The following is a 22,439-nucleotide window of genomic DNA, read 5'->3' as shown; positions in this document are numbered from 1 at the left end:
GACGTGCGTGGGGGGCAGGCCGGTGCGGGACCACGCCCGCCCGACCCGCCCCATGCGAATCCTCGGCCGCTCGGAGGAGCGCCGTCCTGCGATCGGACCGCAGCTGTCAGCCGGCGTCCGGCTTGACCAGGTCGGAAAGCTTGGCGTCGAACTTCTCCGCGAACTTGAGCGACGGCAGAATGTGGCCCTGGTTCGCGGCGTCGTTGGCCACACCGGCGGCCCAACTGGAAGCGGCGAGACGCTGGTTCGGCGTGCCGTGGTGGCCCGGGTTGTCGAAGCCGCAGTCGCCGACCTCGTAGAACGACTGCTCAGAGCCCAGAAGCCGCTTGGCGTTCAACGCCTCGCCACGGGCGTGGGTCAGGTAGTACGTCCCGAACGCGTCAGCCATGAGCTCGGTGCGGCGGGTGGCCTCAGCCCAGGTCAGGTCGCTCACGAACAGATCCTTCTCGTACTGCACGTGGTGACCGAACTCGTGGGCCTGGATCGCCTGCGGCGCGACGTCGCCCAGACCCACAGCCGTCATGCCCTGCAGGATGCCGTCACCCATGATGATCTTGTCGGGGATGCCTGTCGGTGCCGGCTCGTTCTTCTCGGTGTAGGCAAAGGCGTTGAAGGAGAAGATCGGGTTGGCACCACCCTTCAGGAGGGCCGGTTCCATGTCGATGAGCTCGATGAACATTTCGGCCAGGTCGAGCTGGGACTCCGGCGTCCCGCCATACAGCGCGGCGAGCGTGCGGGCAACTCGCTGGGGGCTGGAGAAGACATCGGCCCCGTGCAGGGGTACCAGCTGGATGTCCGCCGAGTCGATGTCCCAGAAGCGCTTGAGGTTCTTCATCTCGGCAGTGAGCGTCTGGGTGTACTGACCGTCGATGCCGAACTTGTTGGACGACGACTCCGTGCCGAAGATCAGTGCGTCGTAGGTCGGCAGGTTGAAGCCGTCGAAGATGGAGAGCATGAAGATGGTGAAGGGGTCCTCAGCTCCTATGAGGAGAGAGCGGGCCCAGGTCTTGAGCTCGGTCGACGGGCACTGGTAGTCGTCGGGATTGATCAAGCTGTCGCGCATCTCGCTCCACGGCGAGTCGTCGATGCCGTACTTCGCGGCAGCTGCTTCGACACGGGACTGCCAGTCAGCGGGCAGCTTTGCCAGGATCTTCTCTGCGAGGGCCTTGGTCCGCGGGGACATCGTGGAGGTGTCGATGAGCGACTGGAGCGACTGGCCGGAGACGGTTGTGGCTTCAGTCGCGTCAGCAGCGTGCGCGGGGAGCGTCACCCCGACGGCACAGGTCGCGGCGATCGCCAGGCTGACCGCCATGGAGAGGGTCTTCTTCACAGGGACTCCTTTTCGAAGGTGCCCGCAGGGAGGACCGCGGGCGTCGCCCAGTATGTAAGTCCTGTGATCAACTGGTGAATGCCCTCTGACTGACCGAACTCGGCATGGCTAGAACTAGACAGCCTGCACTGAGCCCTTTGCATGCTGAAGCGGATTGATTGGAGTAATTACCCATACCCGTGGGTTGGTTGAGGTTGTTCACGCTGCGGCGGGCTCGGGTCGTTCGACGAGGTGACCGCGTTGGAAGCGGGCTCCGGCGCGGACCAGGGCGACGAGGTGGAGTGCGGTTCACGGCCCACCAGCGGGCCTGGGCGGACTCGACGTCTTGGCTCGCTCCGCGGTGAGTTTCCCCGATCCGGGCAGCCCGTTCGGCCGCGGCCTGCTCGGCCGGACATCCGAACGGCGTGCACGCATCTGCCCGCGGGCCTGCCGTCACGTCCAGGAGGGCAGGCCCGCGGCATGCTGTGCCGGCTACCTGGACCCGGAAGTCGGCAGTGCGGCGGGCTTGGTCGGAGGGGTCACCGGCTTGGAGCCGTTCGGGGTCACGATGTACCACGTGAAGCTCATCGGCGGCAGGGTCACGTCGAGCTGGACGTTGCCGTTGGAGTCGATCGTGAGGTTGCGGGGCTTCCCCTCGCCCTCGCGGTAGACGTCGACGGTGGTACCGGTGAGCGTCGCGCTGGGATAGCTGCCCGACCAGCTCGGCTTCGGGAACAGCTCGGTGACCGGGTAGGAGCCGAACACCGGGATGTCCTTGGTGTCGAGGTAGGACCCCGGGACCGGCTGTGGCGCCTCGGTCAGATCGGTCATGCCCGTGTAGTACAACGGCAGGGTCAGGCTCTGGGTGCGTTCCTCGTCGGTTTGGTTGAACACCGCCACGAGAGCGCGTTCGTCGCCGTCAGAACGTGCGTGCATGAACGCGTCGAAGCCCGTGCCGCGCGCCAGGTTGCCCGGCTGCTGCCGGGGCGGGATCAGGTGCACGATGTCTGTGGTGACCAGGCCACGGTAGGTCTTGTAGACGTCTGTCCAGTACTTCACCACCGACCGGACGTCGGGGTCGCCGTCGTCCAGCGTCGTGCCCCGGAAGGTCGGGTTGACGCCGGCCAGGAAGCTCTGGCCGATTCCCCAGCTGTAGTCGAACAGGTTCTGCTTGAGCGGCTTGAAGGCGGCGGCGGTTCCGCCGCCGTGGTAGACGTCGATCGGCATGAACGTCCAGGTCGCCGACGGGACCCTTTCATACGTGCCGTTGTAGATGTACTGCCGGCCGTGCAACAGCTGCTGCTGACGCGGCTGGCTCCAGCCGCTCTCCTGGTAGCCGATGACGTTCTTGTTGCCACCGTTGAAGTAGTGCAGGTCGGGCGCGTTGATGAAGGCGCCACGCTCTCGCATCATCTTGTAGAGGTCATTGCTGAAGGTCCACTGCTTGTAGACCGTGTCCGCACCGCCGTCGGCGTAGGCATGGTTGGTCTCCCCGCAACGGAACATGGGCCAGGGCCCGTCGAGCTCGACGACGTCGATCCCGGCGGCATCGATACTGTTCTGCACCCGACGCTGGAACTCCGCGAAACCTGTGGTGCCCAGGCCCATCACGGTTCCCCACTCAGTGCCCGCACAACTGCTCTCGGCCCGGTCGAAGATCTGCCCGGTGGTGAGCAGCGTGTACCCGCCCGGGTCGAGACCGATCGCGCGCACGGCGTCGAAGTCGGCCTTCTTCCGGGAGAGGTAGGCCGGGTCGGTGCTGAGCATGTTGAAGCCGCTCCCGAAGGACTGGATCACCATCTCGAAGCCCATGGCGGCGCTGGCGGTCGCCGAGTTCCGCAGTTCGGTCGGGTCGTCCGATATCAGGTGGTAGAACAAAGGGTTCTCGGTGATCTGAGGCGCGAGCGTGCGGTACATCGCCTTGATCTCCATCTGCTGCGCCTCGTAGTGATCGGTGCTGTGCAGCAGGAGGAAGCTGCGGAAACCGTCGAAGTGCCCGCCCCAGTGCGGCACCTCGGTCCCGATGCGGTACGCCGGACCGTCCTTGTAGAGGACGGTGTAGGTCCTGTAGTCGCCCTCGTCGGTGGTGGTGTAGGTACGGTCCTTGTCGTTGTTGCGGTATGCGTTGTCGGTGCCTCCGTGATAGTCGGTGTCCAGACAGAGTCGGCCGGCCAGCTGCGAGCGCACGTGCAGCTGGTCGACCGTGAGGTGGTCGATCATGACCGGTGTCGCGCTGGTGTTGTCCACCGAGACCTTCTTCATGACGGTGGCGATGCCGTCGTAGATCTCATAGCGCGCGGTCACAGTGACGCCGTGCAGCTTCGCCGCGAGGCTCGGGTGGGGGCGGAACGTGACCACGAGGGCCTTGCCCTTGGCCGGCCACGGCCGCTTCTCGGCGTACGGCTTGAGGGCCACCCCGTCGTCTCGGTATGGGGTCCACTCGTAGGGCTTCTGCGTGCTGTCCTCGATCCGGTGCGACGCGAAGACGAAACCGCTGGACGCGGTCGTGCCTCCGACATCATAAGCAGTGCCGTCCAGGACGATCGTGGCCTCCGGCTCACCACTGTGGTCCAACATCTCCTGGCCCGTGCACAAGTTCTTCAACGAGGTGGTCGAGAAGGCCGGTGAGGTGTTGAAAGAACGCTGCACAATCCCGTTGGCCATCGTGATGGAGCGACCGTGGACGGAGATGGTCGACGGCGTGGTCACCGGGTGGACGACCCAGTCCTGGGCCGGCGCCTGGCCCGAGGTCGCGGCGCTCGCACCGGCCCGGGTGAAAATAGGGGTGACCGCGGTGGCGATACCGGCCGCGGCCATGGTGCGCAGCATCCCGCGACGCGTCAGTCGCTGGTAACCGTGCATGGGGAGTCCCTTCGATGAGAACGACGCTCAGAACAGCCCGACCCTGGTGAGCCGACGAGCGGATGGATAATGACTGGCCGAATAAGTCATGGACATGCCATTCGAGACCTCGGCTCCAGGCCGACGTCGGCATCATCCGACGACTTCGCGCACCCGCCTCAGTTGGGCGAGCTGCTCGGCGTCGAGGCGGCCGAAGCGGTCCACGCGCGTGTCCATGCCGATGACCCCGCCGAGGGCGGTGGCGGAGGCCACCCAGCGGGCCAGCTCCTCCGTGTCCTTGGAGGTACCCCGATTGCCCCAGCCGGCCCAGTACGGGTCGAAAGCGCCCAGGTAGGTGAAGTCGAACCACTGCACGGAGCGGGCCTCGTCGGCCCAGCGCTCCCCGCGCTCCGGCACGGCGCCGAGGTTTCGATCCTCGCCGGGGGTGTAGTCGTCGTATACCGAGGTGGGCTTGTGAAGGTTGGATCCAAGGCCGCTGTTCAGGGTGATGATGCGATCCGGGTTTCCGGCCTTGAGAGCTGCGGCGAAGCTGCTCCAGTTGTTGGTCTTCGTCATGTCGGCGTACGCGGGCTGGAGGTCGGGGAAGACACCGTCGACCCACCAGCCCGCGGCCTTGTCGCCATAGTGCTCGGAGTACTCGCGCAGCACGGCGTGCCACTGCGTCATGGTGGCCTGGGAGGGGACGCCGTCACGGCCGGGGGTATAGCCGAACGCCTTGGTGATGGCGTAGTCCCCGTCCGTCTTGTGCGCGGTGTGCGGCGGGTTGGCGGGGATGTAGAGGATCAGCTTGATGCCGTGCTCCGCGAGGGCGTCGGCGATGTCCATCGGGAGGTCGCGACGGGCGGGGGTGCGCTCGCCCGGCGCGACCCCGGCAACCTTCTCGAACGCCCGGTTCGGGCCGAGCATGTAGCCGCTGTTCTGGCCGAGCGTGAGGATGACGAATCCGGCGCCGGCCTCGGCGACGGAAGCGGCGTACGCACGGACATCAAAGGTGGCGAGGAAGTCGTCCCAGGACTCCCCGGCGTGCCACTTCTCGGACTCGTCGGCGGCGACGCGGTTGATGTAGTTGGACAGGAAGTGGTGGGAGACGCCGTACTGAGCGGAATGGAACCAGTCGGTGGCCGGGTTTCCCTCCGCCTTCTCGATGAGGATCGGAGGCGTGAGGCGGGGGTTGGCTCCGGGAACGGCGACTTCGGCCCGCAGGTATGTGCCGCCGTAGGAGAGGGGGATGCCGATGTTGCGGGTGGCAACGCCCGTGAGCGGGGCCCAAGGGCCCTGCGGCTTGGGGGCGTTCAGCCAGCGATAGGTCGCCGATGGGTCGGTGAAGGGCTGGGAGGCGTCATCACGGTAGCGGATCTCCAAAGCGCCCTTGGTTCGGGCGGGCCCGGACAGGAACAGCGGGGGCAGCCGGAGGGAGCTCGCGTCGGCGGGCGTCTGGCCAAGGCCGAGGCCGACACCGGCAGCGGTCCCCGCGGCGGTGGCGAACCGTAGGAGCGTGCGGCGGCTCACGCCGGAGGCCGACGTGGTCTCGGAGACCGGGGCGTTCGTCGGGGTGGTCGGGCCGGTGACGGTCCTGTCTTCATGCATGGCTGGAACCTCCATTCGTAGCGGGTTTCTGACGTACCTTGGGCTGAGCGGTCTCGGTACCACCCGGGCCGGTGCGAGCGCCGCGACCTCGGGCCCGGCGAAGCGACGCTCAGAACAGCCCGATCCTGGTGAGACGATGAGCGGATGGATGATGACCTGCTGGGCGAGTCATGGACATGCCATTCGGGAATTCAGCCCTTCGTGGCACCACCGGTCAGTCCGCGCATGAACTGCTTCTGAAGCGCAAGGTAAAAGGCCAAGACGAGCAGTGTGGCCAGCAGCATGAAGGCGAACACTGCCCCGAAGTCCTGCTGGTAGGGGCCAATGGTGTGCAACACGTGGCGTACGCCCCTCGACGTACGCCACGTGCAGTTGCTTTCAGCGTGACGGTGATCCACCGCGCACGTCCGGCTCGACCGGGCTAATTGGCGACGTCGATCTCGTAGTCGCGCTGCGCCCGCGGCTGGCCGGAGCTCTGGTATGCCGTGATCGTGAACCGCGCTGTTCCCGCCTTGGTGGGCGTACCCACGATCCCTCCGGTGTCGGCGTTGAGCACGAGACCCGCGGGTAGGACCCCCGAGGTCACCGCGTATCGCGTGGTCGCCGGCGTGTTGGTCCTCACGGTCGCCTCGTACAGGTGTCCCTTGGCCGCCGCGGGTAGTGGTCCGGCGTCGAGTTTTTGGGTCGGAGCGACGACGGCCTGGGGGGCGCCGACCGGCTTGCCGTCAGCGTCCAACTCCTGCAAAGACCATCGCTTGCCCGGCTCGACCACGGTCAGGTGCCAGTTCGTCGTCAGGTCGCGGAACCGCGCCTGCTGCTCCGAGGTGAACGCACCCAGGTTGCGTGCCGTCTCCCATTGCCGGATGGCCTCGAGCAGCCGCGTCGTGTTCTCCCCGCCCGACACGAGGCTGGAAACCGAGCTCTGGAAGCCTGCCCCGGCGTTCAGGCCGGCGCCTCGAGCCAGCTTCCACTCCATGGTGAGCAGACTGTCCGAGCCCTTGAGGCTGATCCAGCCGAGCATTCCGGGGAGGAAGTTCGCCTGGAGGTACTTGTTGTTCTTGAACACCTGCTCCATCGAGGTGCTGCCTACTTCACCCCAGCTGGCCCGGGTCAGCGCGTCCCAGGTGTTCGAGGTCATCCGGCTGGTCTCGGAGATGAATTGGTCCTTGGCATCGATTCGCCGGAATGTCCTGTTCACGAGGTGAGCCATGCCGTAAGCGCCCCAGCCGGAATCCGAAGCCGACTCCAGGCCGTCCCACGACATACCAGTAATGCCGGTGTTGTTCCACGCGGTGGTCAGCCTGTCGCTGATCTCGTCGATAATGGCATGGCCACCGATCGCGCCGCCGTAGCTGTTGCCCTGGACTCGGGTGGCGGGGTCGCCTGCAACGTGTGAGACCGCGAACGATCCCCATCGCGCGCGCTGCACGCCGGTCAGCTTCCACTCGTTCCCGACCTGCTCGGCCGCTGTGTAGCTGACGAATTCGTCCCCGATACGCAGGTAGTTGTAGTGCAGCCCCGCAGTGAGCAGCGCGCCGTCGTCGAGGTACACGGTGGTGTCGCCGGCCGTCAACGGACGGGTGAGCGAGGCGCTGCCCCCCGTTGCGAGCCGGTCATCGGCGGGCGGCGTGAGGTAGTCGTCTCGCGGGAACCAGGCCCAGTCGTAGGGCTCGTCGCCGGTGCTGATGAAGTCCGACAGGGTGTGTACGCCGAGCTGTACACCGTTGGCCTTGGCGATGTCTACGGCTGCCGCGGCCCCAACGTCGCTCCCGCCCAAGCTCGAGTCGAACTTGTAGTGGCCGCTCGACTCCCATGGGCCGTAGCTGCTGGTGAGTGAGTAGATGCGGTTCATGCCGGCCGCCTTGGCGAATCGGGCCGCCGCCGGAATGTTGTCGGTCTGCAGGTCGCCGAGCACCAGCCACGACTGGCTGCTCGCCTGAGAAGCCTTCTGCCACTGACCGTTCAGCCTCGGGTAGGGCAGCTTCTCGCCCGCCGCGATGTTGGACAGGATCGTCGGCGTCGCCTCGGGCGAGGCTCCGAAGAGTGCAATCTTGGAACCGGCGATCTTGCCGTCGCTGCCGGGCAGCGGCCCGACCGGCATCGGGTAACCGTTTACCTTGCGGTGTCGTTGCTTGGTGTAGTCGAAGGTGAAGGCGCGCAGTACGGAACCCCAGGGAGTCACGCCAGCCGCGCTCCACTGCTCCAGAGAACCCACGCTCACATGGTCCGGATCGTGGTCGACCTCGCTCTCCCAGCCCATGTCCTGGTCCTCTTGTGGCCAGGCTCCTTCGGTACGGTCGGTCAGCGGACGGAGCCCGATGGCGAAATCGTCGTTGCGGACCACACCCACCGATGTGCCGACCGTCGTGGAGACCGACGTGGCCAGTGGGCCCCAGAGCAGGGTCTGCACATCGACGTCCTTCGGCGCGTCGACGTCGACCGCCTCGAACGTGGCGTAGCCGCGCTTGCTGACCAGCTTCACCTGGATCTTCCAGTGCGCCGCCCTGTTCCGGAACGTGAGCATCTGGCCGCCGGGTCCGGAACGGTCAACCGAGGTCGGCCGTTGCTGCTTGCCGTCGACGACCAGGCTGACCAGGGACGCTGCATGACCGGGCGCGATATAGCCGACCCCGGTCCTGACGTCGTCCAGACCTACGACCGTACCTGCCCTGTCGAGCTCGAGGTCCAGATAACCGGCCTGGATCTCGATCGACGGAGTCGTTCCGCCAGGCCGTGCTTTCGCCGGCTGTGCGGCGACCACCGGCACGATGCCGGCGGTCAGCATCGCGACCGCGACCGCACCGGCCGTCCGCCGATGCCGTTCAGGTCTCGTCCGGGTGGGCTGGGATCTGACTATGAGTTTCGAGAACTGCATGATGGTGCTCCTGTCATCTCTTGACCGAAACTGCGCTGCACCGGCTGCTCGTGCCGGTCAGCCCTTCGTGGCACCTCCGGTCAGGCCGCGCACGAACTGCTTCTGAAACGCAAGGTAAAAGGCCAGGACGGGCAGTGTGGCCAGCAGCATGAAGGCGAAAACCGACCCGAAGTCCTGCTGGTAGGGGCCGATGGAGCGGAATATCCCGACCGTCACGGTGTTCCCGGCTCCCGGGCCCAGGACGAGCAGCGGCGTGAGGAAGTCGTTCCAGACCCAGACCCCGAGGAAGATCAGCACGCTGGCCGAGGCCGGTCGCAGGAGTGGGAAGACCACCTGCCAGAAGGTCCGAAACCGGCCGGCACCGTCGACCGCCGCGGCCTCTTCGAGCTCGCGCGGGATCGAGCGGATGAAACCCATGAAGACGAACACGGCGAATGGCAGGTAATACCCGACGCTGACCAGCACGGCGCCCGGCATCGTGTGCATCAACCCGATGGCGTCCAGGATCCTCGTGATCGGCAGGATGATCACTGCGGGTGGGATCATCAGGCCGGACAGCATGACGCCGAGGACGGCCCGGCTCCACCAGCGGCCCGACCGCACGAGGTGGTACGCCGACATCGCGGCCAGCACGGTGGTGATGAGGATCGACGCTGTGGTCAGCATGATGGAGTTGACGAGGCCGTACCAGAACAGCCCGTCCGGCCGGGTCAGCACGTGCTCGAGGTTGTCGAAAGTCGGCGGAACCGGGAGCGCCAGCGGCGACGCGACGACCTCGGAGCTGGGTTTGAAGACGTTTACCAGCGCCACATAGAGCGGCAGACAGAAGACCGCCGCCACGCCGGTGGCCAGCAGCGGGCGCGCCCACGGCGTTCGGGAGTTCACAGGTTCACCTCTCGTCGTTGCAGCAGCTTCAGCGTGGTCACGCTCGCGACCGAGACGAGGACGAGCATGATCCCGGCCATCGCGGACGCCATTCCCGGGCGTTGCTCGGAGAAGGCGGTGCGGACCACGTCGAAGGCGACGGTGGCCGTGCCACCGGTGCCGGGGCCCCCGTTGGTGAGCACGGCGATCTGGTCGTAGACCTTGAACGAGCTGATCATCAGCATCACGGTGTTGATCGTCAGCGCGGGCGCGAGCATCGGCCAGGTGATTGCGATGAACTGCTGCCAGGGGCCGGCGCCGTCGAGGCTCGCCGCCTCCTCGAGCTCGACTGGGATCCCCGCGAGCCCAGCGAGGTAGACCACGACGGCGAAGCCGAGCATCTGCCAGACCATGATCCCGGAGACGGAGTAGATCGCGTACGAGGGATCCGTGAGCCAGCCCGGCGGGTTCTCGACCCCCATCGAGACAAGCGTGCTGTTCAGCAGGCCCTCGTCCGCCAGGATCGAGCGCCCGATCACCGACACCACCACGGCGGAAAGGATCACCGGTGTGAAGTAGACGCTGCGGAGCAAGCTGTAGAGCCGGCCCTGCCGGCGCAGCAACAGGGCAATCGCGAGACCGAGCAGGTTCGTCAGCAGCACCACGATCACCGTGATCACAACGGTGTTCCACAAGGAGTGCCGGAACCCCTCGTCCCCGAGGAGGTAACCGTAGTTGTCCAGGCCGACGAACGAGGTCTTCGGGCGGGTGGCGCGCTCATCGGTCATCCCGACGTAGAGGGTCCACAGGATGGGCGCCAGGACCATCGCGGTGAAGACGGTGAGGGTCGGCAGGACGAAGACGACGAAGGCTCCCGCCGACGGCCACGTCCAGGTGCGGCGCCTGCGCGGCCCCTCCGTGCGCCCCGACGAGGCCGCAGTGCGCTGCGGCCGACCAGCCGTCGAGATTCCTCCAGCTGCGACGGTCCCCGTCCGGGAGCGCGTGGGGTGCGTCACTTCGTGAGCTCCTTGAACTTCGTATTCAGCGTCGCGACGAACTTGCCCACGTCCGAGCGGCCGTTGAGGAGATCGTTCAGTGCCGCGTCGACCGCGGGCATGAAGCCCGACGGCAGGGCCGGGACGCCGCTCTCGTTACCGAAGTTCGGCGTCACCGTTCCGCTGGACTGGGCCTTCTTGTATAGGTCGAGGGTCGTGTTGTACAGCGGCGGCAGGCCGGACGGCGGCTGGTATCCCTGGAGGGCGACGAACAAGCCGTCGTAACGCGCGCCGCCGTCGGCGTTCAACTTGGAGAACTCGATGGCCCATCGCTTGGCCTTCGCGATGTCGTGGGCCTTGGCGCTCACCGACAGCCCGCCGCCGGTGTACGCGGGCACGACGAGCGAGCCGTCCTGCGTGGGCATGGGGAAGACGCCGATCTGCTTCTGCTGCGTTTTGTTCGGGGCTGCCGGGAACCACGAGCCCATCGGGTACATCGCGCCCTTGCCCGCGAGGAAGGCATCCTGCGCCTGTGCGTAGGTGGCCGACAGGTTGTCGACCTTCCCCTTGCCCGCCAGTGCCTTCATCTTGGTCGCCGCTTCGACGAACAGAGGGTCGCTGAAGTCGGTCTTCCCGGCGACCAGCTTGTCGAGCCACTTCGGGTCCTTGGCGTAGACCTCGGTGGCCACCAGTTGGGAGAAGGTCCACCGCGGGCCGAGGCCGTCCGGTGCACCGCCGCCTATGACGAACGGCGTGATCCCGGACGCCTTGAGCTTACCGATCGCCGCGAGCAGGTCGTCCCATGTTTTCGGAGGAGTGGTGATGCCCGCCTTACCGAAGGCCGCCTTCCGGTAGTAGATCTGCCAGCTCTGCGAGTTGGTGGGCAGCTGGTAGATCTTGCCGTTGAAGCTGTTCGCGGTCGGGTCGACCCAGTCCGCAAGTTCCTTCCGGCTGAACTCCGCGAGCTTGCCCCCCTCCGCCAGTCCGGCAGGGTCGATCGCGGCCATGATGTCCGGCAATGCGCCCGTCGAGTCGAGTTGGCGCGCGTACTCGTTGCGCTGCTCAGCACTCGGTGCGACGAGCTTCTTGATCTTCACCCCCGGCACCTTGGCATCGGTCTTGGCGATGATGTCGTCCCAGTACGCGGCGGTGAGGTTGGGGGTCTCGAAGGTAAGGAGACTCAGCGTCACGTCGCCGCTCACTGTGTTCCCGTCTGTGTTCCCGCCCCCGACGGCACAGCCTGTCAGTGCGATGAGGCTTAGTACCGCGGCCGTCGCGACGCAGTTGGTCCGCTTGCCCATCGGAGCCCTCCTTGCTGGTCGAACCCACCAGGGATGTCGCTCGGCCAGAATTTAGATAAGTAAGTTACTTGGCAATATTGCTGTTGGGGCGTCAATCTAGATAGCGTGATGCTGTGAGTCAAGACACATGTGAAACCCAGTACGCCCCGGCTGCCGCCGGCCGTGCAGGCGATGCCGGCCTGCTGCGCAAGCTCAACCTCACCGCTGCGGTACGGGCCTTCCTCGACACAGCGTCGCTGACAGTCCGCGACGTGTGTTCGATCGTCGGCGTCTCCCGCCCTACCGCCGAGGAACTGCTGGCGACGCTGCTGGACCAGGGCTTCATCCATGAGGCGCTCGAGCGTCCGAACGGCGAGCGGTCCGCGGGACGGCCGGCCCGGCGCTACGAGGTCGTGGCCGACAACTTCGCCGTCGTCGGAGTCGACATCGGCGCTCACAAGGTGGCCGTGGTCATCTGCGACCTGCGCGGGAACGTCGTGGCGGTGCGCAGGCGCAGCGTCGATTCCGGCCTCAAGCCGGCCGGGCGTATCGGGGCTGCGGCGCGTCTGGTGGAGGCGACCGTCCGGCAGACCGGGACAAGCTGGGAACACATCCGCTCGGTTGCCTGTGGCATCACCGGCGTGACGGCCAACGGCTCGGAGGTCAGGGACATCCGCACAGTTCCTGCGGGCCAGGATCTCGACGTCTACTCGCTCCCGGGCTTCGACGAGATCGACGTGGCCTCGGAGGTGTCGGGGCGCTTCAAGCGCGACGTGCTGGTCTCCAACGACATCCACCTGGCGGCGGTGGCCGAGCAGTGGCGGGGCGCCGCCACCGAGGCACGCGACCTCGTCTACATGCACGCCGGCCGCCGCCTCGGGGCCGCGATCGTCCTCGACGGGCAGATCCACAACGGACGGCACGGCCTGGCGGCGTCCGTCGGCGCCATGAAGATACTTGGGTGGGCCGACGCGATGGCGAAGCTCGACCAGGAGAGCCGCAAGCTCGCGGGCTCGGCCGCCGAGGAGTCCACCAGCGATGAAGTCCGGGCGCTCTTCGAAGCGGCCGCGAACGGCGACCGCGCTGCGGTGCGCACCGTCGACCATGTCGCCAAGGCCCTCGCCCTGGGCGCCTCCACCCTGGTCCACGCCGTCGACCCCGACCTCGTCGTGCTCGGCGGCGGTCTGTCCCGCGCGGGGGACGTGCTCGCCGGTCCGTTCCAGCGGCACTTGGCCGCGAGCTCCCTCAACTCGTCGGAGTTCCGGGTGTCCCTGCTCGGCGACGAGTCCGTCGCCCTCGGCGCCGCCCGGCTGGCCCTCGATGACCTCAAGGCGCGCCTGCTCGCTGTGCACGCCTGATCCACTCCTCTCACCTCATCAAGGAGTCACCCAATGATCGAGCCCGGACGCGTCGCCGTGCCCGCGCCCACCACCCCCGTGTCCCTCTCCGGCCTCGGCGGGACCGAGACCACGACGATGGTCCTGCTGCCGCGGGCGGACGGCTTGCCCGACTTCGGGTGGATCGGGGTTTCCTTGGCGCCGACGGACGTCCGATCCCTGACGATCCCGGCATCGGTCGAGACCACCGCCTGGAACTCCTGGCTGATCGGCTCATCGGTCAGCGTGTTCCCGGAGCACGCGCGAGGCTACCTCGGACGGCCTGCGCTGCTCGGCCACCGGGTCGGCCCCGAAGGCCCCGGGAGCGGCTGGTCCACCGCGTTCGGTCCCGGCTCGGTGCGGTGCGCCGAAGGCTCGCTCGTGGTTGAGGCCACCGACGAGGCAGCGGGACTCGGACTGCGCTTCGAGGCCGAAGCCGTCCCGGGGGGAGGGCTCCGCCTCCGGCACCTGCTGACCAACACCGGCACCGGTCCCTACGTGGTCGACGCGCTCGACGCAGTCACCCCCGTTCCGACCGGCGCGGGCGAGATCCTCGACTTCACCGGGCGATGGGCCCGCGAGCGGCAGCCCCAGCGCCGTGCTCTCGCGGACGGGCAGTGGGTCCGGGAGCACCGCCGCGGCATGCGCAGTCTCGATGGCACCGGTCTGATCGTGGTCGGTACCCCTGGCTTCGGCTACGGCTACGGTGAGGTGCTCGGCGTCCACCTCGCCTGGAGCGGCAACCACCGATATGCCGTCGAGCAGCTCAGCTCCGGCGTCGCCGTCGTCAGGGCCGGCGAGTTGCTGCACCCGGGCGAGTTGGTCCTTGCTGAGGGCGACACGTACGCGATGCCCTGGGTGCACGTGACCGCGTCCGCGCGCGGGCTCGACGGCCTGGCGGACGCGACACATCAGTACGTGCGGTCACTCGCGGCCCATCCGTCCCCGCCCGCACCCGTCATGTTCAACCCGTGGGAAGCGGTCTACCTCGACCAGGACCTCGACACGCTGACCACGCTGGTCGACATCTCGGCCAGGCTGGGCGCCGAGCGTTTCGTGCTCGACGACGGGTGGTTCGCCAACCGGACCTCCCTCGACGACGGCCTGGGCGACTGGACCCCAGACCCGGCGGTGTGGCCGGACGGGCTGGCACCGCTTGTGGATCGGGTGCACGAGAAAGGGATGGAGTTCGGACTCTGGTGGGAGCCGGAGGCCGTCAACCCGACCTCGGCGGTCTATCGGGACCACCCCGACTGGATCCTGCGCACGGGCGACCGGTCGCCCGTGCCGGAACGCAACTGCTACCTGCTCGATCTCAGCCGCGAGGACGTGCGGGCACACCTGCTCGACGCGTTCGACCGCTTGGCGGCGGCGCACCGGATCGACTTCGTCAAGTGGGACCACAACCGCGACCAGATCGACGGCGGTGACTCGCGTGGCTCCGGCCGGCCCGCGTCACGGAGGCAGACCCTCGCCTTCCGCGAGCTCCTCGACGAGCTGGCCCGCCGCCATCCCGGCATCTCGTGGGAGAGCTGTGCCTCGGGAGGCGGCAGAATCGACCTGGACGTGCTTGAGCGGGTCCAGAGCGCCTGGACGTCCGACGTCACCGATCCGCTGTCCCGCCAGCCGATCCAGCACTGGACCGCCCAGCTCGCCCCGTTGGAGTACTTGGGGGCTCACGTCACCGCGCCGATCTCCCACCAGACCGGCCGGACCAGCACCCTGGACCTGCGCGCGGCCACGGCCTTCTTCGGCCAGTTCGGCATCCAATGGGACCTCGTGAAGGTGCCGACCCACGAGCTGGACCGCCTCGCGTGCTGGATCGACCTCTACAAGCGGCACCGCGCGCTCCTGCACACGGGCCGGTTGACTCGCGTCGAGCTGCCCAACAGCCTGCTCGCGCATGGAGTGGTCGCTCAGGACCGGTCGGAGGCGCTCTTCTCCTACGCCCAGCTCGACGACATCGTGCCCGTGCCACCGCGGCTCCGCATCCCGGGACTCGACCCGGACCAGAGCTACCGCGCCTCGCTCGTCGCTCCGCCCGACCCTTCGGTGACCTGGAAGGTTACGGGCATTCAGGCGCACGGTGCGGCGCTGGGAGCACTCGGGCTACCGGGTCCTGCGCGGGCACCTCAGAGCGCGGCGCTGGTCCACCTGCGGGCGGTCTGATCCGGCGAAGCGCCTGGACTCTCTTCGGCGTCCGTGCGGATCGGCAGCTCGCCCGCGATCGCCGCGTGGGGTCTTGCGTACGTCACGGAGTACTTGACTCCGTGTCAGCGGGCCCGAACGATAGGCCATCAATCCGTACAGCAAACGGTTTCTATCCGATGGAGAGCTGCCCCCCATGAGCGAGCCCAGCCCCATTCGCACATTCTTCCCGCGCAGAGGCGTCCTGGGCGCCCTGGCTGGAGCAACTGCGATGCTGGCACTGCCTGTTGGTACCGCCCAGGCAGAAAGCGTTTCCCGAACTGCCGCTGCAGTCGCCGAGGACGACAACCCCGACCATGCCCTCTTCGGCGTCTGGGACGCGGCGTCGGGCATCTGGTCCGTGCCTGCCCGAATCGACTACGTGGCGGCACGCACGCTCGCGCCGGTGGAGCAGGCGGTAAAGGCGGGCGACTACGCGGGCGCGGCAAGGCAGTTGAGCGAGCACTTCCGCAAGCGGTCCGCGCGCACCACACTGCCGTATCTCTACAACGGGGTCTTCCGACCCGGACTGACCCCCCTGTTCCTCGACCACATATGGACGCTCGGCACGGGCGAAATCCTGCAGGACACTGTGACCGTCACCGGGCAGGAGGCCATGCTCGAGGCGGACGTCACCGACGCGCTGAGACGTTCGTACGCCGCCGGGTCCGCCTCCTTTTTCCTGATGGCTCGCCATAAAGAATCTTCCACCGCAGCGTTCGCCTCGCGCAGCGCCGGGTCCGGACAGCCCGCGCTCGTCGTGACCCACGCCGACGGTTCCACAGTGACCTTCGCCGCGTCCGCCGACACGTACATCAAGGCGGGCGACGACGCGAAGCGCGTCTTCGGTGCCGAACCCGTCCTGGAGGTGCGCGACGAAGGAACGGGGGCCTTCGGTCCAGAGACCCGAAAGTCCTATGTAGCGTTCGAGCTCAAGGGTCTGACCGCCGCGCCCAAGTCGGCCGTACTCCGCCTCACGGGCCGCAACTCCACCACCGCCGATGCCAAGCAAGTGCTCGTCTACCAGACCCTGGAGACCTTCGACGAGACCAAGCGCACCTGGGCCAACACGGTCCAGAACACCTTCTCCTGGCAGGGCGACCCGGGGGGCTTCGACTGGAAGGGGCCCGCGGGCTCCGATCCGGAGTACAGCTACCAGCTACCGCGTTGCTACTTCGCGGGCCCGATGGCGGACGCGTACCGGAAGGACGGCGACGAGAAGGTCGCGGCCGGACTCGTCGGACTCCTGCGCGACTTCATCCACGACGCCGACGGCTACGGCACCCCGCACGGAGCAGGCTCCTTCCCGCGCAGCCTCGATACCGCCAACCGCATTCTCAACTGGATCTACGCGTACGAGATCCTGCGCACCAGTCCGTCGCTGACGCCGGAAGCCAACGTCGAGCTCCTTCGCACCATCGACAAGTCGGGCCAATACCTGGCCTCTGCGGTGAACCCCACTCCGAACTGGATGCAGGCGCAGAAGCAGGCACTCGCCGAAATCGCCTTGTATTTCCCCGAGCTGACGGGCAGCCGGGACTGGCTCGGCAACGCGGGTGACTTCCTCGCCCATCAGCTGGGCCAGGCCCTGTATCCCGACGGTGGGTACACGGAATCGACGGACCAATACGCACACGGCGTGGCCGCGACCTTCGCCTCCCTGATGGCGTACTTCGCTCAGAACGGCCAGGAGTTGGCCGGCAAGGAGGACCTGCGCCGCCTGGCTCGCTTCCTCGCCGACCAGAACTTCCCCGGCGGCTGGGGCCCCTCCTACGGCGACAGCGGCACCGCTGACCGCCGCCCCGCCTTCGCGACGCTCGCCGATGTCCTCGACGACGACCACCTGCGCCACATCGCCACGGACGGCGAAAAGGGCGCCCCGCCGCCTTACACCTCCGCGCTCTACCCCGACACTCGCGTCGCAGTGCTGCGCGACGGCTGGCGCCCCGACGCCTCCTACCTGCGCATCAACGCCGACCGCGGAGCGCACGCCCACCCCGACGAGCTCGCCGTCACCGTGTACGCCCACGGGCGGGCGCTGCTGCCGAACATGGGCGCCTTCACCTACAGCGACGACCCGCGCAGCAACTGGCTACGCACCACCACCGAGTCCGCCACGACGGTCGAGATCGACGGCAGGGCCCAAGCCCCATCCTCTCCGGTGTCATGCGACATCTTCTCCACCAATGCGGTCTTCGACGTCATACGCATGTCGAGTGACGCAACGCCAGGAGTTCGGCACACACGAACAGTGCTCTTCCTGCGCAGCCGGGCCCTGTGGCTGATCACGGACCGTCTCGATCCCGCCGACTCCGTCCCGCACACCTACCGCCAGAACTGGCACCTCCTCCCCGACGCGCACCCGGCGATCGCCGCGGACAGCAAGGCGACCGTAACGGCCTTCCCCCACGGGGCGAACCTGCGGATCGTGCCGGCGGCGCCCCAGCGGCTGACGGCCCAGATCCGGGACGGCTGGTACTCCCCCGCCTTCTACAACGTCAGCCCGGCGGAGTACGTGACGTACAGCCAGCAGGTCACCGGTGCCGTCGGGTTCGACACACTGCTCATGTCGCTCCCCGAGGGCAGCACGGCGACAGCAACGGTGGAACGGCTACCGGTCGCCGGAGTGCCGGACGGCTCGGTGTCCGCGCTGAGCATCCGCTTCGGACCGCGCCACACGGCCACGTACTCCCTCGCGCACGGCACACCACGCACCCCAGCGCTGTTCGGCCCGTACGGGTTCGACGGAACCCTCGCCCATGTGGAACAGGACGGGGAACGGCAGACGTGGCTGCTCCAGGGTGGACGCCGACTGTCCTACAAGGACGACGCGTTGGTGGCATCACCGGGCCCCATGGGTGATGTCGCCGTCCACCTCGACCCCCGCGCCCGCACCGTCGCCCTCACCGGCTCACGCCTCACGTCCAGCACCGACCCGGCCGCCTCGCTCTCCGTCCGCGCCCCATGGGCGCGCGCAGTGACACTCAACGGCCGCGCCGTGCCCTTCACACGGCACGACGGCATGGTGCTCGCCGCCGCACCGCACTAGCCTCGATCCTCCGTGACGGTCCGTCGGTGTCCTCGGCGGGCCGTCTCGGTTGTTGGGGCTGTTGGCGGCAAGGCTGACGGCCCGGCTGTCGCGTCGGGTGGGCACCGGTGATCACGTCGGTCCAGGGCCAGTGGGACGCGAATCTCAGGTGCCGGCGCCTGCACCACTCACCGGCCTGCACCATGGCCCGGTACAGCCACTCACGTAGGGACGGAGCGCGCCGACTGGCCGCCTCCAGTGCGGGCCGACTCGGTCTGTCGTCCCTGGTCCGACCAGGAGTTTCGCTGGGCCGTTGGTCACGTGGTTGGTCATGCCACTGCCCAGAAATGCAGAAAACCCCTGATCAACAGGGGTCTCAGCTGGTGTCCGAGGGGGGACTTGAACCCCCACGCCCGATAAAGGGCACTAGCACCTCAAGCTAGCGCGTCTGCCATTCCGCCACCCGGACTAGGTGATCGCCCCCGGTCTCCCGCGGCGACAAAGAAAACAATACCAGGGGTTTGGGGTGCCATTCACCTGCATATCCGGTGGTCAGTGGGGTGTGGAGGGCATACGGAAGCGACTGACCTGGCGCGCGTACGCTCTGTCGTCGTTCGCGCACGTGCAGTACGTCAGGCGGATCGTCGGCATCATCCGGCTGCCGCGAAGACCGTCGGGCTAGCTGCGGCGCCGATCGTCGCCCGGTTCGGTCGGCAGGGTAGGCCGGGGGCCTTCGTCGGGCAGCACCACCAGACGTACTGCCATCTGCCGCGAGTTGGGTGGGTGGTCGCCGGGCTCGGTCACGTATTTGCGCAGCAGCGTCTCGTACTCCTCGACGAACGAGGCGACCTGTTCCTTCGTCATCCGCAGACCGGAGCGGTAGATCTGATTCCAGCCTGCCGAGTTGTCGTATCCGGCGTATGCGCTCACGACCAGGTTCAGGTCATGGGTCATCTTGAGCGCACCGATCTTTACCGCGGCCTCGCGTTCGTCTGCCGTCATCTCCAGGCCCGGCGGCGTGAAGATGTCCGTCATCAGCGACCTCCACCAGCGTTCCCGGCCGGTGGACCGCTCCTCGATCTCGGCGATCAGCTTGAGGTCGGCGAGCTTGCGCAAGTGGTAGCTGGTGGTGCCGGTGCTCTCACCGAGCGCTTTGGCGACGCTGGTGGAGTTCGCTTCGCCGTGCTCTCCGAGGTAGCTCAGGATGTCGCGGCGCACCGGGTTGGACAGTGCCTTGTAGAAGGCTTTGAGGTCCTGGCCGGTGAGCACTCTCGTCTTGGGGCGCTCAACCATGCCGACCAGCGTACTGCAGAGACTCTCTGCAGTAACCGCAGAGAGTGTTTGCAGAATATCTCTGCAATCACTACCTTGGTTCGGGACGGCGCCAGCGGGTGCCGGGACACACGGGGGGTTGAGATGCGGAGAGACCTGGCCGGGAGGCTGTTGCTAGGCGCAGGGATGGCGCTGGTGCCATGGCTCGCGATGCTCTGGATGACAGTGCCGGACTCCTATCCGGCACAACACTGGCGGGTCGCCTGGGTCGGGTTCGACATGCTGGAGATCGCCGGTCTGCTGACGTCGGCGGTACTGGTGCGGCGCAGTGACCACCGGGCCCCGCTGGCGTCGATCGCGACGGCTGTGTTGTTACTGGTCGACGCCTGGTTCGACGTCATGACGGCGGGGCGTGACGTGGTCTTCTCGCTGGTACTGGCCTGCATGCTGGAGCTGCCACTGGCGGCGCTGTGCGCTGTTGTCGCGCTGCGACCGCCGGTGGTGGCTTCCGCTCGGGCAGCCGCAGCACAGCGGGTGGCCGTCCATGTCTGACTCGTTGGACGCCCGGACGCAGGACGAGATCGATGACCAGGTCGCGGAGGCATTCGATGCCTATCTGGCCGACCGGCTGGCCGAACCGGGGCCACTGCGCACATCACTTACGTCGAGGCGCAGTGCCGGGGTTGTGGTGGCCACGATCGGGTTGGGTGCCCTCGCCACGGCGCTGGCGCCGACCGGAGGCACCGTCGTTTGCTGGATCTGGGGTGCGATCGCGTTGATCGATCTCGCGTGGTTGCTGACTGCTCGTTACCGTTGACGGTCCGTGGACCAGGCCACACACCGAAGGAGGCCATCAGGACGGGCATGCTCCCGCTGATGTGGATCACCATCGTGCTGACCGGTGGCGTATCCATCTTCGGTATTTCGTTCCAGGTGGCCTTCGCCAAGGACGTCGGTTTCGGCCCGCTGGTCGCGGCCTCCTCCATGGGCGTCATGTCCGTCATCAACGGTGTGGGCCGGGCTGTGGTCGGCTGGCTGTCGGACCTCTGGGGCCGCAAGCAGACCCTGGTCTTCGTCATCATCGTGCTGGGCCTTGCCCAGTTCGGTGTGATCTGGGCAGGCAACATGCACAACGAATGGCTGTTCCTGTTCTTCGCCTTCCTTTCCGGCTTCGGCGGCGGCGCCTTCTACCCGATGTTCGCCGCGCTGACTCCGGACTACTTCGGGGAGAACTACAACGCGACCAATTACGGCCTCGTGTACAGCGGAAAGTTGATCAGTGGCCTGTTCGGCGGCGGTCTCGGTTCCATGGTGGTCGGCTCCTGGGGGTACAACGGCGCGTACGCGCTCGCCGGCGGGATCTCCATGGTGGCGGCCTGCATCGCCCTGACGCTGAGGCAGCCGGGACGGCCGCGGATGCGGGACATCGCCCCGAATCCGCAGCCGGTCAGCCGGGAGGTCGTCTGACGACACCGGGGTCGGTCGCGCGGTTCGGGGTGCTGGTCAGGCACCGTACGCTCCTGGTGACTGCCGTGGAGCGTACGGTGCCTGACGTCACCGGGCGGGCGTCTGCGCTGTTCACCGGTCGTCAGAATTCGGGGTGCGGCGCGCACCGCCCCTCCGGTGCCGCCGATGGTCCTACTTGCGCAGCGCCGCCAAGTTGTCGTAACCGGTCCGCGCATGGTTCAGGGACTGCGCGGGGACGGTCGAGCTCGGTGCGTTGTCCTGCTCGACCATCGGGTTGTGGTAGTTCTTCGCCCCGACGCGTCGGAAGAACGTCCGGTAGTCGATGACCCCGGTACCGAAGGGGACCATGTCGTAGCCCTGGCCGTTGGTTGTGTTGACGATGCCGTCCTTGGCGTGGAACAGCGGGTAGCGCTTGGTGTTGCAGCGGACCAGTGCCGCCGGGTCGAAGATGTTCTCCTGCTGCGATCCGTCGTGCGCGGTGTAGGTGTGGAACTTGTACTGGGCGACGTGTGCCCAGAAGATGTCCATCTCCAGCCATACGGACTTCGGGTCGGTGACCTGAAGGAAGTACTCGAGCTTGCGGATGCCGGAGCTGCGGGTGGGGCGGCCCTGCGCGTCCAGCGGACCGCCGTCGAGCAGGAAGCCGTAGGCCGCGTCGTGGTTGTGGGTGTACAGCTTGATACCCGCACCCTGCGCGATCCGTCCCAGCGTGTTCCACTTGTCGGCGGCCACGTCCCAGTCGGCACGGTAGGCGCTGCCGGTGGGGTCGCCACCGGTGCCCATGTGTTCCATGCCGAGGATGTTCGCTATCTCGAGGTGGCGCTTGAACTGGTCCAGGTCGCTCTGGTTCAGCGGCCAGGACGACGGGATGAAACCGTGGTTGCCCTGGGCGCGCAGACCGTAGTCGTCCAGCCACGAGCGCAGCAGCTTCGCGCCTTCCACCGATTCGAGGTTGCTTCCGCCGGGTGCGTTGGCGTGCTGGCCGTACCCGGCGAACTCGACCTGCTGGTAGCCGTAGCGGGCCAGCTCCTTGAAGACCTCACGGAAGCCGGAGGGAAGGTCGGTAGTGAGCGGATCCCGGCCCGTGGCGTCGCGCACGGTGTACAGGATGATTCCTCGTCGCTCCGCCGGGACCAGAGCCTGGCCGACGCCCTGTCCATTGGTGGAGGCGGTCTGGGCGAAGGCCGGTGAAGCGCCGAAGGCGGGCGCGGCGATCGCCGCTGCCGCAGCGGCCGTGCAGGTGCTCAGGAAGCGGCGGCGGCTGACGCCGAGGCTGCGGCGCAGCGCGCCGTCCGTTCCGGATTCGTCGTTGTACGCGGTCACGGTCTCTCTCCTTC

Annotated in this window: 14 protein-coding genes, 1 tRNA gene and 2 pseudogenes; 6 read left to right on the top strand and 11 right to left on the bottom strand. The window is 67.3% G+C overall.

The genetic code is table 11. From position 1 onward, the window contains the following. Positions 1–106: 106 nt before the first annotated feature. The 8 genes and pseudogenes from ACZ7L9_RS19420 to ACZ7L9_RS19385 form a co-directional block, all read right to left on the bottom strand. Entirely contained in the window at positions 107–1,330 is a 1,224-nt protein-coding gene (locus ACZ7L9_RS19420; protein ID WP_471416368.1) for a hypothetical protein, read from the bottom strand. A gap of 471 nt (positions 1,331–1,801) precedes the next feature. Continuing rightward, entirely contained in the window at positions 1,802–4,171 is a 2,370-nt protein-coding gene (locus ACZ7L9_RS19415; protein ID WP_471416367.1) for a hypothetical protein, read from the bottom strand. Positions 4,172–4,303: 132 nt separating this feature from the next. After that, positions 4,304–5,758, bottom strand: a complete 1,455-nt coding sequence (locus tag ACZ7L9_RS19410; protein WP_471416366.1) for an alpha-L-fucosidase — start codon at positions 5,756–5,758, stop codon at positions 4,304–4,306. Between the two features lie 191 nt (positions 5,759–5,949). Then, positions 5,950–6,084, bottom strand: a pseudogene (locus tag ACZ7L9_RS19405) (carbohydrate ABC transporter permease); the annotation flags it as partial. 95 nt (positions 6,085–6,179) lie between these two features. Beyond that, complete coding sequence (locus ACZ7L9_RS19400; protein WP_471416365.1) at positions 6,180–8,633, bottom strand: Ig domain-containing protein; 2,454 nt, start codon at positions 8,631–8,633, stop codon at positions 6,180–6,182. A gap of 57 nt (positions 8,634–8,690) precedes the next feature. Beyond that, complete coding sequence (locus tag ACZ7L9_RS19395) at positions 8,691–9,518, bottom strand: carbohydrate ABC transporter permease (protein WP_471416364.1); 828 nt, start codon at positions 9,516–9,518, stop codon at positions 8,691–8,693. Beyond that, positions 9,515–10,324: a carbohydrate ABC transporter permease gene (locus ACZ7L9_RS19390; RefSeq protein ID WP_471416543.1), complete on the bottom strand. Its 810-nt coding sequence runs from the start codon at positions 10,322–10,324 to the stop codon at positions 9,515–9,517. The genes ACZ7L9_RS19395 and ACZ7L9_RS19390 overlap by 4 nt, the downstream gene beginning before the upstream one ends. Positions 10,325–10,509: 185 nt before the next feature. Beyond that, the gene (locus tag ACZ7L9_RS19385) at positions 10,510–11,682 is read right to left on the bottom strand and encodes an ABC transporter substrate-binding protein (protein WP_471416363.1); all 1,173 of its coding nucleotides are present in this window, start codon (positions 11,680–11,682) and stop codon (positions 10,510–10,512) included. Positions 11,683–11,906: 224 nt separating this feature from the next. On the opposite strand from ACZ7L9_RS19385, the gene ACZ7L9_RS19380 reads away from it, so the two are divergent. From ACZ7L9_RS19380 to ACZ7L9_RS19370, 3 genes are all read left to right on the top strand, one after another. Next, positions 11,907–13,130, top strand: a complete 1,224-nt coding sequence (locus ACZ7L9_RS19380; RefSeq protein WP_471416362.1) for an ROK family transcriptional regulator — start codon at positions 11,907–11,909, stop codon at positions 13,128–13,130. A 33-nt stretch (positions 13,131–13,163) separates the two neighbouring features. Continuing rightward, positions 13,164–15,317, top strand: a complete 2,154-nt coding sequence (locus ACZ7L9_RS19375) for an alpha-galactosidase (RefSeq protein ID WP_471416361.1) — start codon at positions 13,164–13,166, stop codon at positions 15,315–15,317. Between the two features lie 175 nt (positions 15,318–15,492). Beyond that, positions 15,493–18,384 carry a heparinase II/III family protein gene (locus tag ACZ7L9_RS19370; RefSeq protein WP_471416360.1) on the top strand — a complete coding sequence of 964 codons (2,892 nt, stop codon included), beginning with the start codon at positions 15,493–15,495 and terminating at the stop codon, positions 18,382–18,384. A 360-nt stretch (positions 18,385–18,744) separates the two neighbouring features. Here ACZ7L9_RS19370 and ACZ7L9_RS19365 read toward each other — a convergent pair. Beyond that, a tRNA-Leu gene (locus tag ACZ7L9_RS19365) sits at positions 18,745–18,832 on the bottom strand. A 209-nt stretch (positions 18,833–19,041) separates the two neighbouring features. After that, a complete protein-coding gene (locus tag ACZ7L9_RS19360) occupies positions 19,042–19,656 on the bottom strand; it encodes an ArsR/SmtB family transcription factor (protein ID WP_471416359.1) in 615 nt (204 codons plus the stop codon). A 165-nt stretch (positions 19,657–19,821) separates the two neighbouring features. Between ACZ7L9_RS19360 and ACZ7L9_RS19355 the strand changes: the two genes are divergently transcribed. The 3 genes and pseudogenes from ACZ7L9_RS19355 to ACZ7L9_RS19345 all read left to right on the top strand — a co-directional run. Then, positions 19,822–20,187: a hypothetical protein gene (locus tag ACZ7L9_RS19355; protein WP_471416358.1), complete on the top strand. Its 366-nt coding sequence runs from the start codon at positions 19,822–19,824 to the stop codon at positions 20,185–20,187. Beyond that, a complete protein-coding gene (locus ACZ7L9_RS19350) occupies positions 20,180–20,452 on the top strand; it encodes a hypothetical protein (protein ID WP_471416357.1) in 273 nt (90 codons plus the stop codon). Before ACZ7L9_RS19355 ends, ACZ7L9_RS19350 begins: the two co-directional genes overlap by 8 nt. A gap of 17 nt (positions 20,453–20,469) precedes the next feature. Next, a pseudogene (locus tag ACZ7L9_RS19345) lies at positions 20,470–21,102 on the top strand (MFS transporter); the annotation flags it as partial. A gap of 171 nt (positions 21,103–21,273) precedes the next feature. On the opposite strand, the gene ACZ7L9_RS19340 reads toward ACZ7L9_RS19345, so the two are convergent. Continuing rightward, positions 21,274–22,425, bottom strand: coding sequence for a sugar phosphate isomerase/epimerase family protein (locus tag ACZ7L9_RS19340; protein ID WP_471416356.1), 1,152 nt, complete (start codon positions 22,423–22,425; stop codon positions 21,274–21,276). Between the last annotated feature and the right edge of the window lie 14 nt (positions 22,426–22,439).

It is taken from the genome of Streptomyces sp. NPDC111516 (assembly GCF_055635345.1).
Note: the sequence above shows the minus strand (reverse complement) of the source record. Positions and strands in the feature narration are given on the sequence as shown.

Bases quoted from the DNA above. Each gene is read 5' to 3' on its own strand.
- ACZ7L9_RS19410 (WP_471416366.1), bottom strand. From the start codon at position 5,758: ATGCATGAAGACAGGACCGTCACCGGCCCGACCACCCCGACGAACGCC.
- ACZ7L9_RS19390 (WP_471416543.1), bottom strand. From the start codon at position 10,324: ATGGTCCTGGCGCCCATCCTGTGGACCCTCTACGTCGGGATGACCGAT.
- ACZ7L9_RS19350 (WP_471416357.1), top strand. From the start codon at position 20,180: ATGTCTGACTCGTTGGACGCCCGGACGCAGGACGAGATCGATGACCAG.
- ACZ7L9_RS19360 (WP_471416359.1), bottom strand. From the start codon at position 19,656: ATGGTTGAGCGCCCCAAGACGAGAGTGCTCACCGGCCAGGACCTCAAA.
- ACZ7L9_RS19375 (WP_471416361.1), top strand. From the start codon at position 13,164: ATGATCGAGCCCGGACGCGTCGCCGTGCCCGCGCCCACCACCCCCGTG.
- ACZ7L9_RS19400 (WP_471416365.1), bottom strand. From the start codon at position 8,633: ATGCAGTTCTCGAAACTCATAGTCAGATCCCAGCCCACCCGGACGAGA.
- ACZ7L9_RS19415 (WP_471416367.1), bottom strand. From the start codon at position 4,171: ATGCACGGTTACCAGCGACTGACGCGTCGCGGGATGCTGCGCACCATG.
- ACZ7L9_RS19355 (WP_471416358.1), top strand. From the start codon at position 19,822: ATGGCGCTGGTGCCATGGCTCGCGATGCTCTGGATGACAGTGCCGGAC.
- ACZ7L9_RS19370 (WP_471416360.1), top strand. From the start codon at position 15,493: ATGAGCGAGCCCAGCCCCATTCGCACATTCTTCCCGCGCAGAGGCGTC.